Source organism: Streptomyces sp. NPDC020299 (assembly GCF_044387825.1).
Lineage (GTDB): Bacteria > Actinomycetota > Actinomycetes > Streptomycetales > Streptomycetaceae > Streptomyces.
In genome coordinates this window covers 135,519-147,781 of the sequence record NZ_JBIRWL010000017.1, presented here as the reverse complement: position 1 = coordinate 147,781, position 12,263 = coordinate 135,519, and the positions used below count along the sequence as shown (strand labels likewise).

Annotated in this window: 11 protein-coding genes; 5 read left to right on the top strand and 6 right to left on the bottom strand. The window is 70.3% G+C overall.

What is annotated here, in order from left to right; genetic code table 11:
- Positions 1-224: 224 nt before the first annotated feature.
- The 4 genes from ACH45E_RS35010 (at position 225) to ACH45E_RS34995 (ending at position 5,340) form a co-directional block, all read left to right on the top strand.
- Positions 225-1,001 (top strand): isoprenyl transferase, encoded by a 777-nt coding sequence (locus ACH45E_RS35010; protein ID WP_361447576.1) that lies wholly within the window; start codon positions 225-227, stop codon positions 999-1,001.
- 375 nt (positions 1,002-1,376) lie between these two features.
- The gene (locus tag ACH45E_RS35005; RefSeq protein WP_361447578.1) at positions 1,377-2,702 is read left to right on the top strand and encodes a PhoH family protein; all 1,326 of its coding nucleotides are present in this window, start codon (positions 1,377-1,379) and stop codon (positions 2,700-2,702) included.
- 417 nt (positions 2,703-3,119) lie between these two features.
- Positions 3,120-3,833 carry a transglycosylase SLT domain-containing protein gene (locus ACH45E_RS35000; protein ID WP_361447580.1) on the top strand — a complete coding sequence of 238 codons (714 nt, stop codon included), beginning with the start codon at positions 3,120-3,122 and terminating at the stop codon, positions 3,831-3,833.
- A gap of 169 nt (positions 3,834-4,002) precedes the next feature.
- Positions 4,003-5,340 (top strand): AI-2E family transporter, encoded by a 1,338-nt coding sequence (locus ACH45E_RS34995; protein ID WP_361447582.1) that lies wholly within the window; start codon positions 4,003-4,005, stop codon positions 5,338-5,340.
- Here the strand turns inward: ACH45E_RS34995 and ACH45E_RS34990 are convergent.
- The 3 genes from ACH45E_RS34990 to ACH45E_RS34980 form a co-directional block, all read right to left on the bottom strand.
- Positions 5,308-5,775, bottom strand: a complete 468-nt coding sequence (locus tag ACH45E_RS34990; protein WP_361447584.1) for a hypothetical protein — start codon at positions 5,773-5,775, stop codon at positions 5,308-5,310. The genes ACH45E_RS34995 and ACH45E_RS34990 overlap by 33 nt on opposite strands.
- A gap of 182 nt (positions 5,776-5,957) precedes the next feature.
- Positions 5,958-6,500: an alkyl hydroperoxide reductase gene (locus tag ACH45E_RS34985; protein WP_361447586.1), complete on the bottom strand. Its 543-nt coding sequence runs from the start codon at positions 6,498-6,500 to the stop codon at positions 5,958-5,960.
- A gap of 6 nt (positions 6,501-6,506) precedes the next feature.
- Positions 6,507-7,061 carry a peroxiredoxin gene (locus tag ACH45E_RS34980; RefSeq protein ID WP_361447588.1) on the bottom strand — a complete coding sequence of 185 codons (555 nt, stop codon included), beginning with the start codon at positions 7,059-7,061 and terminating at the stop codon, positions 6,507-6,509.
- A gap of 159 nt (positions 7,062-7,220) precedes the next feature.
- Between ACH45E_RS34980 and ACH45E_RS34975 the strand changes: the two genes are divergently transcribed.
- Positions 7,221-8,168 carry a LysR substrate-binding domain-containing protein gene (locus ACH45E_RS34975; protein ID WP_361447590.1) on the top strand — a complete coding sequence of 316 codons (948 nt, stop codon included), beginning with the start codon at positions 7,221-7,223 and terminating at the stop codon, positions 8,166-8,168.
- Positions 8,169-8,215: 47 nt separating this feature from the next.
- On the opposite strand, the gene ACH45E_RS34970 is transcribed toward ACH45E_RS34975, so the two are convergent.
- From ACH45E_RS34970 to ACH45E_RS34960, 3 genes are all read right to left on the bottom strand, one after another.
- Positions 8,216-10,513, bottom strand: coding sequence for an FtsX-like permease family protein (locus tag ACH45E_RS34970; protein WP_361447592.1), 2,298 nt, complete (start codon positions 10,511-10,513; stop codon positions 8,216-8,218).
- A gap of 65 nt (positions 10,514-10,578) precedes the next feature.
- The gene (locus ACH45E_RS34965) at positions 10,579-11,268 is read right to left on the bottom strand and encodes an ABC transporter ATP-binding protein (protein ID WP_361447594.1); all 690 of its coding nucleotides are present in this window, start codon (positions 11,266-11,268) and stop codon (positions 10,579-10,581) included.
- Complete coding sequence (locus ACH45E_RS34960; protein ID WP_361447596.1) at positions 11,265-11,789, bottom strand: PadR family transcriptional regulator; 525 nt, start codon at positions 11,787-11,789, stop codon at positions 11,265-11,267. Before ACH45E_RS34960 ends, ACH45E_RS34965 begins: the two co-directional genes overlap by 4 nt.
- Positions 11,790-12,263 lie beyond the last annotated feature (474 nt).

Genomic DNA, 12,263 nt, shown 5'->3' with positions numbered 1-12,263 from the left:
TCCGGCGCCGATGCACGCATTCGCCCTTACGAAGGGTTATGGTGGAAACCCCCCCTCGGGCCGGTCCGTCTCCCCCCCACGGACCGGCCCGTTTTTTTCGGCCCCGCGCGTTCCGCAGGGGCCGGCACCCAGCCGACCGCCTCGGGCCCGGAATCCCCCGCCAAAGCCCCGCAGGAGTAGGCTTCGCCCGCGGGGACCGCCACACCGGAGGGGCTGACAATCACGTGAACCTGCGCGACAGGCTGCGCGGCCTGCTGGTCAGGCTGTACGCACGCCGGGTGGAAGGCCACCTGGACCACGCTCAGGTGCCCAAGCACATCGGCGTCATCATGGACGGCAACCGCCGGTGGGCGAAGGCCGCCGGCTCCAGCACCGTCCACGGACACCGGGCCGGTGCCGAGAAGATCGAGGAGTTCCTCGGCTGGTGCACCGAGACGGACGTCGAGGTCGTCACCCTCTGGCTGCTGTCCACGGACAACCTCGACCGGCCCAAGGACGAGCTCGTCCCGCTCCTCGGCATCATCGAGGACGTCGTGCGCACCCTCGCCTCCGACGGCCGCTGGCGGGTGCACCACGTCGGCACGCCCGACATCCTGCCGTCCCAGATGCAGACGGCGCTGAAGGAGGCCGAGGAGGCCACCGCGCACGTCGGCGACGGGATAACGGTCAACGTCGCCATCGGCTACGGCGGCCGCCAGGAGATCGCCGACGCGGTCCGCTCGATGCTCCACGACGCCCACGGCAAGGGGGTCTCCATGGCGGACCTCGCCGAGTCCGTCGACGTCGACATGATCGGCCGTCACCTCTACACCCGCGCCCAGCCCGACCCCGACCTGGTGATCCGCACCAGCGGCGAACAGCGGCTGTCCGGATTCATGCTGTGGCAGACGGCCCACTCGGAGTACTACTTCTGTGAGGTCTTCTGGCCGGCCTTCCGCAAGGTCGACTTCCTGCGCGCCCTGCGCGACTACGCCGCACGTCACCGGCGTTACGGCGGCTGATCGGCGGGTACCCGCTCCCAGGACGTACCCCTGGGGGAAAGAGCCGCGTATACCCCATTTCGGGCGGGTGTAACAAGGAGTTCATCGGCGCGCCGTCTCATGCATTTGCATGGCGCCGCTTGTTCGAGGGCATAAGCCAAGCAGGTCGACACCCGAACCACGGGCGTCGCATCTCAGTGGACGGCACGGGGCCGTCCGCCCGGGAGGCCCTTTGCACCAGCCCGACCGTGCGGTCTCTGCACGGAAGCAGCCGCGGAGGACCGGTTCTCGGCCCGCCGCGCGCGGGGCCGACCACCGGCCCGACTGGTTTCCGCCCACCCGGCCCAGTCTCCTTCTCGTCGCTCCCCGACCTCATCCGAGGGGGTACGTCCTTCCGTGGTGACCAGCACAAAGCGCCACAAGCCCGACCGGCGCACCTATGTTCTCGACACCAGCGTCCTGCTGGCCGACCCGAACGCCCTGACCCGCTTCGAGGAGCACGAGGTAGTGCTCCCCATCGTCGTGGTGACGGAACTGGAGGCCAAGCGGCACCATCCCGAACTCGGCTACTTCGCCCGGCAGGCCCTGCGCCTGCTCGACGACTACCGGGTGAAGCATGGTCGCCTCGACGCCCCCATCCCGATCGGGGAACTCGGCGGAACCGTCCGTGTCGAGCTCAACCACTCGGACCCCAGTGTGCTGCCCAGCGGCTACCGCCTGGGGGACAACGACTCCCGCATCCTCGCGGTCGCTCGCAACCTGCAGGCCGAGGGGTACGACGTCACCGTCGTGTCGAAGGACCTGCCGCTCAGGATCAAGGCGTCGTCCGTGGGTCTCCTCGCCGAGGAGTACCGGGCCGAACTCGCCATCACGGACTCCTCCGGCTGGACCGGGATGTCCGAACTGACCCTGCCCGCCGAACAGGTGGACGTCCTCTTCGAGGAAGGCCACGTGTATGTGCCGGAGGCCTCCGACCTCCCGGTGCACACCGGCCTGATGATCCAGTCGGAGCGCGGCAAGGCGCTCGGCAGGGTCACCGCCGAGGGGAACATCCGGCTGGTGCGCGGCGACCGGGAGGTGTTCGGCATCAAGGGCCGCAGCGCCGAACAGCGGATCGCGCTCGACCTGCTCCTCGACCCGGACGTCGGCATCGTCTCGATGGGCGGCCGGGCCGGCACCGGCAAGTCGGCGCTGGCGCTGTGCGCGGGCCTGGAGGCGGTCCTGGAGCGCCGACAGCACCAGAAGGTGATGGTCTTCCGTCCGCTGTACGCGGTCGGCGGGCAGGAGCTCGGCTATCTGCCGGGCTCCGAGGCGGAGAAGATGAGCCCCTGGGCCCAGGCGGTCTTCGACACCCTCTCCGCGGTCACCAGTCGCGAGGTTATCGAGGAGGTCACCGCGCGCGGGATGCTGGAGGTCCTGCCGCTCACCCACATCCGTGGCCGTTCACTCCACGACGCGTTCGTGATCGTGGACGAGGCGCAGTCGCTGGAACGGAATGTTCTGCTGACCGTTCTGTCCCGGATCGGCGCCAACTCGCGGGTCGTTCTGACCCATGACGTGGCGCAAAGGGACAATTTGCGAGTCGGTCGCTACGACGGTGTGGTCGCGGTGGTGGAGAAACTGAAGGGGCATCCGCTCTTCGCACATGTCACGCTGACGCGGTCCGAGAGGTCCCAGATCGCCGCACTTGTGACCGAAATGCTCGAGGACGGTCACATCTGACCCGGGTGACCAATTAGGGCGGTTCGGCAGTCAGTTGGCGCCGTCCGGCAAAAGGCGTAGAGCCTAGCCGGGCGGCGCCGTCGTGTGTGGGGGTTTCGCGAAATCCCCAGGGCCAAACCGGATGTGAGCTTTCACACGCAACTCGGAATTGCCACCCGCCGTCCGGTTACGGCAGAGTCTCACTCCTGTCAGGCCCCGCATACGACACACCTGTACCCCCAGCGGTACGGAACCACTTGAGCACAGCCTTCAACTCCATAACGAAGGTCGTATGCCGCCCGAGCACCACACGGCTCTCCTCCGGGAGTCGCCCTCCGGGCCCGCGCCTCCCGTGACCCCGCAGTTGGGAGGCCAGCGTCAAGGGCACGATTGCGTCCGCCAGGGTCACCGAAGCGGACGATGCTGGAAGGAAACCGTGTGAGCCGGATTTCGGTCCGGGGATTCGCAGTGGCCTCGGCCACCGCGGTCACCGCCGTGGGAAGCGTCGTCGGAGTTGCCTCGGGCAGCGTCGCGCAGAACAACGACGCCGAGCCGACGGCTGCCGACACCACGCTCCTCGCGGACATCCCCGCGGGACAGCAGGCCCAGGTGCAGACCGCGTCCCTGACGCAGCAGGCGGACACCGCGGCCATCGCCGCGGACACGAGCGCCAAGAAGGACGCGGAGGAAGCCGCCCGCAAGGCGGCCGCCGACACCGCGATCCAGAAGAAGGCCGACGCCGAGAAGGCCGCCCAGGCCGCGAAGGACCGCGCCAAGGCGAAGGAAGCGGCCAGCCGCGACGCCGTCCGTACCGAGTCCGCCAGCGGTGGCAGCAGCAGCTTCCCCGTGCAGAGCTCCTACACCGTCGCGCAGGTCCAGGCGATGGCGCGTCAGATCGTGGGAGCCGGGCAGTTCCAGTGCTTCAGCAACATCGTGGACCACGAGTCCACCTGGAACTACAAGGCGGTCAACCCTTCCTCCGGCGCCTACGGTCTCGTGCAGGCCCTGCCCGGCTCGAAGATGGCCTCCGAGGGCGCCGACTGGCAGACCAACCCGGCCACGCAGATCAAGTGGGGCCTGAAGTACATGAACGTGCGCTACGGCAGTCCCTGTGACGCCTGGTCGTACTGGCAGGCCAACGGCAACTACTGACCGTCCGGCCGCCGCTCTCAACCTCGCACAGCCCCTCCCCGTCCTACGGGGAGGGGCTGTTGCCCTGTACGGTCGGACCGGAACGACTCCAGGGGGGGGAGTGGTGGAAAGCACCCGGGGACACGAGGAACACGAGGGACACGGGGGGCCTGGGGGAAAAGGACGGATCATGTCACGAGTGCCAGGACTGCTCGGCAAGCTCGGCGCCGGTCTCACCGAGATGAGCGAGCGCCTGGACGAGCGCCGTGCCGAGGTGGAGCGCGAGACCGGCCCGGAGTCCCCGGACACCCCGCCTGAGCCCGCCGCCTCCAGTCCCGTCGCCTCCAGTCCCGTCGCCGACGAGATCCCCGCATCCCCCGCACCGCCCGCCCGCAGGGCCGCACCCTCGGCCGGCCCCCGCCCCGACCCCACCGAGGCCGTGCCCTGGGGGGTGCGGGTGGCGGCCGAAGCCGGGTGGCGGCTGCTGGTCCTCGCCGGAACCCTCTGGGTCCTGATGCGGGTCATCAGCGCGATCCAGCTGGTGGTGTTCGCCTTCGTCATCGCCCTGCTGGTGACCGCGCTGCTGCAGCCGACGGTCGCCCGGCTCACCCGCCGCGGAGTGCCGCGCGGGCCGGCCACCGCGCTCACCGCCATCAGCGGGTTCGTCGTCATAGGGCTGATGGGCTGGTTCGTGACCTGGCAGGTCATCGAGAACATCGACACGCTCTCCAATCAGATCCAGTCCGGTATCGACGACCTGCGCGACTGGCTGCTGAAGAGCCCGTTCCACGTCACGGACAAGCAGATCAACCAGATCGCGAAGAACCTCCGCGAGGCGATCGGCGCCAACGCCGACCAGATCACGTCCGCGGGCCTGGAGGGCGTCCAGGTCATCATCGAGGCCCTCACCGGCATCCTGCTGGTGTTCTTCTCGACCCTGTTCCTCCTCTACGACGGCAAGCGCATCTGGGAGTGGTTCCTGAAGCTGGTGCCCGCCGCGGCCCGCCCCGGCGTGGCCGGCGCCGGTCCGCGCGCCTGGCGCACCCTGACCGCCTATGTGCGCGGCACGGTCCTGGTCGCCCTGATCGACGCGGTCTTCATCGGCATCGGCATCTACTTCCTCAACGTGCCGATGGCCGTCCCGCTGGCCGTCTTCATCTTCCTGTTCTCGTTCATCCCGCTCGTCGGCGCCGTCGCCTCCGGCGCGCTCGCGGTGGTGGTGGCGCTGGTGACCCAGGGCGTCTTCACGGCCGTCATGACCCTGGCGGTCGTGCTCGCGGTCCAGCAGATCGAGGGCCACATCCTGCAGCCGTTCATCCTCGGCCGCGCGGTCCGCGTCCACCCGCTGGCCGTCGTCCTCACGGTCGCGGCCGGCGGCATGGTGGCCGGCATCGGCGGCGCGGTGGTGGCCGTACCGCTGGTGGCGGTGACGAACACGGTGGTGGGGTATCTGCGCGCGTACTCGGCGGAAGCGGCCGCGAACCAGAGCGAGCCGTCAGCCGTAGAGGGCGGCCATGGAGGCGAGTAGCAGCACGGCCGAGGCCGCGACAGCAGGAATCCGGTAACGGCTCCACGCGGCGAGGGCGAACGAGCACGACCAGGCCCCGCCCATGAGGGCGACGGCCCACCAGCCGGCCGTCGCGTGTGCGGCCGCGAGGGGGATCGGCGCGAGCACGAGCGTCGGCGGGATGACGGCGAGCCGTGGCCGGACGCCCAGCCTCTTGTACACGACGAGCAGCACGATCAGGGACGCCGTGAACAGGAGCGGGACGGCTGTCAGACCCCATCCGGTGAAGCAGAGGCTGTCGGTTGTCCGGCAGATCCGGTCGCTGCGCTGCTCGGCCCATGACAGGTAGGCAGCGGAACCGGCGGCCAGAACCGCTCCTGTGACGGCGGCTCCCAGCACCCGCGGCAGGACAGGTTGTGGTTCCGCGGGCTGTGGTTCCGTGCTGGGGGTGCTCATGTCCTGCAGCCTTCCGTATCCGACGGCCGGGGGCCTGAGTAGGGATACTCAGGCCGCCCTGCACATCAGGCGTGAGCCGCGGTGCCGTGGATTGGCCCCCGCGGTCGGTGACCGGGCCGTAGCGCACGCACGACGGCCCCCGCCCATCGCATGGGCAGGGGCCGTGATGTTCCGGAGCGGTTCTACTCGGCCGCCTCGGCCAGCACCGCCTCCGCGTCGAGGGTCACGCCGACGGCCTGGACCACGGACGCGATCTTGAAGGCCTCCTGGATGACCTCGCGGTCGATGCCGGCCTTGCGGAGCACCTGCTCGTGCGAGTCGAGGCACATGCCGCAGCCGTTGATGGCGGAGACCGCGAAGGACCACAGCTCGAAGTCGACCTTGTCGACGCCGGGGTTGCCGATGACGTTCATCCGCAGACCCGCCCGCAGGGTGCCGTACTCGTGGTCCGACAGCAGGTGACGGGTGCGGTAGAAGACGTTGTTCATCGCCATGACGGCGGCGGCCGACTTCGCGGCCGTGTACGCCTCCGGCGTCAGGTTCGCCTTCGCCTCGGGCTCCAGCTCGCGCAGCACGATCGGGGAGCGGGAGGCGATCGCCGTCGCCAGCACCGTGCCCCACAGCTGCTGCGCCGGCAGCTCGGAGTTGCCGATGACCGAGCCCAGGTTGAGCTTCAGGTCCTTGGCGTAGTCCGGTACCCGGGACTTGAGGGAGTCGAGCGACATCTCAGATCACTCCCCGGCCAGCAGCTTGACCGGGTCGAGCGTCTCGTCGCCCTTGCTCCAGTTGCACGGGCAGAGCTCGTCCGTCTGCAGCGCGTCCAGGACCCGCAGGACCTCCTTGGGGTTACGGCCGACCGAGCCCGCCGTGACCATGGAGAACTGGATCTCGTTGTTCTGGTCGACGATGAAGACGGCGCGCTTGGCGAAGCCGTCCTCGCCCTCGATGCCGAGGTCCCGCATCAGCTCGTGCTTGGAGTCGGCCAGCATCGGGAACGGCAGGTCGCGCAGGTCGTCGTGGTCCTTGCGCCAGGCGTGGTGGACGAACTCGGAGTCACCGGAGAAGCCGAGGATCTGGGCGTCACGGTCGGCGAACTCGTCGTTCAGCTTGCCGAAGGCCGCGATCTCGGTCGGGCACACGAAGGTGAAGTCCTTGGGCCACGCAAAGATGATCTTCCACTTGCCCTCGTAGGTCTTGTGGTTGATCGTGTCGAACTCCGCGCCCTTCTCCAGCGAGACGCAGGCGGTCAGTTCGAACTCGGGGAACTTGTCACCGACAGTGAGCACACGCTCTCCTTGCAGCGAAGAAACACCCGGATTGCGGGCGTTTCCCATGGGTTGGACTTCCTCGATGTTGGCACAGGGTGCATTGATCCGGGAAATAGCTACACTCGGTCGGGTTGATCGGAGGTAGCTATCAGTGGGTATCGGTGAGCATCAGTGAGCATGAGTAGCAGCAAACGGCGCCAGCCCAGCCTGTCCCAGCTGCGCGCGTTCGCCGCCGTCGCCGAACACCTGCACTTCCGGGACGCGGCGGCCGCCATCGGCATGAGCCAGCCCGCGCTGTCCGGGGCGGTGTCCTCCCTGGAGGAGACCCTCGGGGTCACGCTCCTCGAGCGTACGACCCGCAAGGTGCTGCTCTCGCCCGCCGGTGAGCGGCTGGCCGTACGGGCGAAGGCGGTACTGGACGAGGTCGGGGCGCTGCTGGAGGAGGCCGAGGCGGTCCGGGCGCCCTTCACGGGCGTGCTGCGGCTGGGAGTCATCCCCACCGTCGCGCCCTACCTGCTGCCCACCGTGCTCAACCTGGTCCACGGCCGCTACCCGCACCTCGACCTCCAGGTGCACGAGGAGCAGACCGCCAGCCTCATCGAGGGGCTGACCAGCGGGCGCCTCGACCTGCTGCTGCTCGCCGTCCCGCTCGGGGTCCCCGGAGTCGTCGAACTCCCCCTATTCGACGAGGACTTCGTGCTCGTCACGCCGCTCGGCCACCGGCTCGGCGGCCGCGAGGGAATCCCGCGCGAGGCCCTGAAGGAGCTCAACCTGCTGCTCCTGGACGAGGGTCACTGCCTGCGCGACCAGGCGCTCGACATCTGCCGGGAGGCCGGACGGGAGGACGCCCCGGTCACCACCACGGCGGCGGGCCTGTCCACCCTGGTCCAGCTCGTCGCCGGCGGACTCGGCTGCACCCTGCTCCCGCGCACCGCCATCGAGGTCGAGACGAGCCGCAGCGACCAGCTCCTCACCGGCTGCTTCGCCGACCCCGCGCCCTGTCGCCGCATCGCCCTCGCCATGCGCGCCGGCGCGGCCCGCGGCGCGGAGTACCAGGAGCTCGCGGCCGCACTGCGCGAGGCGATGCGGCCGCTGCCCGTACGGGTCCTGGGCGGGGACGGCTAGTACCCACTCCGCCGATACGCCCCCCCGTACGTCACTCCGTCAGTACGTCACTCCGTCCGCAGCCCCTCCGGCCGCATCAGCCGCAGCAGCGGCGGCAGGCTGAGCAGGGTCACGGTGAGGACCACCGCCGCGCCCACGCCGGTCATCGACAGGACGCTCGCCCAGTCGACGCGCACCGGTGTGGCCGTCATGCGGAGCAGCACCGCGCCCAGGGTCAGGCCCACCGTGGAGGCGAGGAGCAGGCCCAGGGCGATCGGGACGGCCGTCTGCCACAGCACCGACAGGCTCAGCGTGCGGCGCCGGGTGCCGAAGGCGACCAGGGCGGACAGCAGCTTCCTGCGCTCGCGCAACTGCTCCAGCTGCGACACCAGCAGGCTCGCGCCGATCAGCGCCAGCACACAGGCGGCGCCGACGAGCAGTCCGGTGCGGATGGAAGTGAACTGCTTCGTCTGCTCGTTGGCCGACCACTCCATGGCTTCCGCCATCGGCGAGAGCTCCGCCGCCGTGTTGCGCGCGTACTCCTTCACGTCCGGCACGGACTCGTCCAGCGACAGGTAGACGCTCCCGTACAGCGTCCCCGCCGCCCGCGCGGGCACGGCGCCGGGAGTCATCAGGAAGCCACCGCGCCGCACGTTCGTGGGGTCCTTGACGGACCGGGCCTGCTTGATGCTCGGGGGCACGGTCCAGGAGGCCTCGGCGCCCCGATCGCCGGGGTAGGTCGGGTCGAGGTACAGCTTCCGGCCGGCACGCGCGAGTTTCGGCGTGTCGGTGTCGTTCTCGCCGCCCCGGAGGATGAAGACGTCGCCGTCCCGGCAGGAGGGCAGGGTGGCCACCTCGCGCAGGGCGGCGCAGCCGCCGACGGTGAGCTGGCTGGAGGTCTCCGGATTCTTGCGCGTGGTCGCGAGTTCGCCGGAGGCCAGGGCGGTGGCCTTGAGCACGCCCTTGGTGTTTGAGAACTTCTCGCCCGCCGCGGTCAGTTGCATCCCGCTGGGCACGGACACCTCCATCTGCGCCCGCGACACGTCGTTCTTCGACTGCTTGGTGTAGTCGCTGTCCACCCCGGAGAACAGCATCTGCAGGGCGATCGCCCCGGCCACCGCGACCGCGATGCCGTTGACCAGGCGCGCGGCCGTGCCGCTGCTCATCTGCAGCCGCCGTACGGCGAGTTGCCAGGCGACACCGCCGGAGCCGAGCCGGGCGACGACCGTCTCCACCACCCACGGCAGCAGCGCGGTGACACCGATCAGCAGCAGGAGGACACCACCGGCGACCAGGTACTGGTTGAAGTCCCCGTGGCTGCGGCCCTTCCCGATCATCGGGTAGAGCATCCCGAGCCCGGCCAGCGGCAGCAGCAGCCGCCACCACAGGCGCCGGCGCGCCGGCCGTGCCGTACGGATCACGCCCAGCGGCTCGATGACCACCCCGCGCATCGCGAACAGCGTGACCGCCACGGCCGCCGCCGGGACCGCGACCGCGACCAGCACGGCGAGCAGCGGGGAGGGGTCGAGGTAGCTGGGGAAGACGCTGACGTCCATGAGCTCGACCGAGCCCGCCGCCTGACGGCCGATCAGGAAGAAGACCGTGCCGAGGACCAGGCCGAGCAGCGAGCCCGCGAGGGCCTCGCCCGCCGCGATCCGGCGGGTCATCCGGCTGTCGGAGCCGACCAGCCGCAGCGCCGCCAGCCTGCGGTCGCGCCGCTCGCCGCCGAACCGTACGGCCGCGGCGATGAACACGGCGACCGGCGTCAGCAGCACGATGAAGACCACGAGGGTGAGCAGGACCAGCACCGGGTCCGTCTCGTCCGGCGACGGGTTCGGGTCGCCGTAGTGGTTGATGCGGGCGATCTGGGAGTGATTGATCTTCGCCGCGAGGCCCTTGACGCCGGCGTAGTAGGTGAGTTCCTGCGAGCCGACCAGCCCGGGCTCCCCGATGGTCCCGGCGATCCGGTACGGCAGCCGCTGCCGCAGCAGCTTCCCGCTGTCGGAGGCGAGCAGCGACTTCAGTGCCGGGGAGACCACCATCTCGCCGGTCGCCGGGTACCGCTCCACGCCCGGCGGCAGCGGTGCGTGCGGTCCCTCGGGCTCCACCAGGCGCCCGCGGAGTTCGCTGCTGCGGAACGTGGAGTCGATGTCGGCGATGACGAGGGTGTCGTCCGCCTTGGGCAGCGTCTTCGAGCCGTACGTGTAGTCCAGCCGCGCCTCCTCGCGGTCGTGCCGCGCCGACAGCGCGTTCGGCACCGCCGTGGTCAGCAGCAGCAGCGCCACGCCGAGCCCGACGCCGACGCCGGTCAGCAGCATCCGTACCCAGCCCTCGCGTCCGCCGGCGACGGCGAACCGGACCCCCATGGCCAGATCCCTGGTCCTCCCCCACGCTCGGCTTCGCTCGCGCGGGAGGTGCCCCCTCCTGAGGCTCATATGGCCCGCTCCATGTCCCTGGACTTGCCGTCCCGTACGACGATCTCGCGGTCGGAGTAGGCGGCCACCCGGGCCTCGTGCGTGACGAGCACGACGGCCGCGTTGGTCGACCGGGCCGCTTCCGTCAGCAGCTCCATCACGCGCTCGCCGTTGAGCGAGTCGAGCGCGCCGGTCGGCTCGTCGGCGAACAGCACCCGGGGGCTGGTGACGAGCGACCGTGCCACGGCGACGCGCTGGCCCTGACCGCCGGAGACCTCGCCGGGCCGCTTGCCCTTGAGGCCGTCGACCTCCAGGCGCTCCATCCAGCCGAGCGCGGTCCGCTCGGCCTGCTTGCGGGGCGTGCCGTTCAGCCGCAGCGGCAGGGCGACGTTCTCCACGCAGGTCAGCTCGGGCACCAGTTGGCCGAACTGGAACACGAACCCGAACTCGGTGCGCCTGAGCGCACTGCGCTGGGCGTCGCTCATCGTGGCGAGTTCCCGCCCGTCGTAGGTGATCGAGCCCGAGTCGGGCGGCACGATGCCCGCGAGGCAGTGCAGCAGCGTGGACTTGCCGGACCCGGAGGGGCCCATGATGGCGACGACCTCGCCGGGGTGGATGGAGAACTCGGCGCCGTCCAGCGCGAGGGTGGGCCCGTAGGCCTTGCGGAGGTCCTCTGCGGCGAGCAGGGAACCGGGGGGAGGAGTCATCGGGCAACCGCCTCACGGAGCTTGTCGAGGCGCGCGGCGGTCAGTTCCAGCCAGCGCAGATCGGCCTCGAGATGGAACAGGGCATGGTCACAGATCAACTGGTCCGCCAGATCGCCCTTGCGCTTGCGGTCGGTCAGGATCCGCATGCTGCGCAGGTGCTCGGCGCGCTGGGAGTCGAGGATGTCGGTCGCGTTCCGGTGGGTCAGCAGCGCGAGGACGACCTTGGTGTACAGGACCGACTGGAGGTACGGCTCCGGCTTCTCCGGCGTCGCCAGCCACCGCTGTACGTCGATGACGCCGGCCTCGGTGATCGCGTACCGCTTGCGCTCGGGGCCGCCGCCGGCCTCGATCCCGTCGACCTCGACGAGGCCGTTCTTCAGCAGCCGGGACATCGTCGAGTAGACCTGGCCGTAGTGCAGCGGCCGGTCGTGACCGAATTTCTCGTCGAAGGCCCGCTTCAGGTCGTAACCATGCCGCGGGCCGGACTCCAGGAGCCCCAGAAGGGTGTGACCGATGGACATGTCCAGCACAATACACACGGTGTATACGTTCCATGTATACGTGGAGTGTGTACCCCGTGGCACGCGGTACGCCCATGCAGGTGGGGCCCGTTTGTCACGGTTCTGCTACTGCGACCCGCCCCTGGCGCCCGCCGCAGCCCGGGCCCAGCGGGCCGGCGCCTCGTAGACCGGCGGGACCGGCCGCGGTGGCGCCTGCGTGCGCTGCCTCGTCCGACGCCGGGGCGGGCCTCGAAGGGACGGTTCTGCCACGCGGCGGTGCCGCCGGGCTGTCGTCCCGGCCCAGCGGGCCGGTGCCGCGTACACCGGCGGGCCGGCCGCAGTGGCGCGTGCGTGCGCTGCCGCGCCAGACGCCAGGCGGCCCGAGGGGGCGGTTCTGCCGCGCGGCGGTGCCGCCGGGCTGTCGTCCCGGCCCAGCGGGCCGGTGCCGCGTACACCGGCGGGCCGGCCGCAGTGGCGCGTGCGTGCGCTGCCGCG

Excerpts from the sequence above, each read along its gene's own strand:
- ACH45E_RS34995 (WP_361447582.1), top strand. The coding sequence starts at position 4,003 with ATGTCACGAGTGCCAGGACTGCTCGGCAAGCTCGGCGCCGGTCTCACC.
- ACH45E_RS34990 (WP_361447584.1), bottom strand. The coding sequence starts at position 5,775 with ATGAGCACCCCCAGCACGGAACCACAGCCCGCGGAACCACAACCTGTC.
- ACH45E_RS34985 (WP_361447586.1), bottom strand. The coding sequence starts at position 6,500 with ATGTCGCTCGACTCCCTCAAGTCCCGGGTACCGGACTACGCCAAGGAC.
- ACH45E_RS34975 (WP_361447590.1), top strand. The coding sequence starts at position 7,221 with ATGAGTAGCAGCAAACGGCGCCAGCCCAGCCTGTCCCAGCTGCGCGCG.
- ACH45E_RS34970 (WP_361447592.1), bottom strand. The coding sequence starts at position 10,513 with ATGGGGGTCCGGTTCGCCGTCGCCGGCGGACGCGAGGGCTGGGTACGG.
- ACH45E_RS34965 (WP_361447594.1), bottom strand. The coding sequence starts at position 11,268 with ATGACTCCTCCCCCCGGTTCCCTGCTCGCCGCAGAGGACCTCCGCAAG.
- ACH45E_RS34960 (WP_361447596.1), bottom strand. The coding sequence starts at position 11,789 with ATGTCCATCGGTCACACCCTTCTGGGGCTCCTGGAGTCCGGCCCGCGG.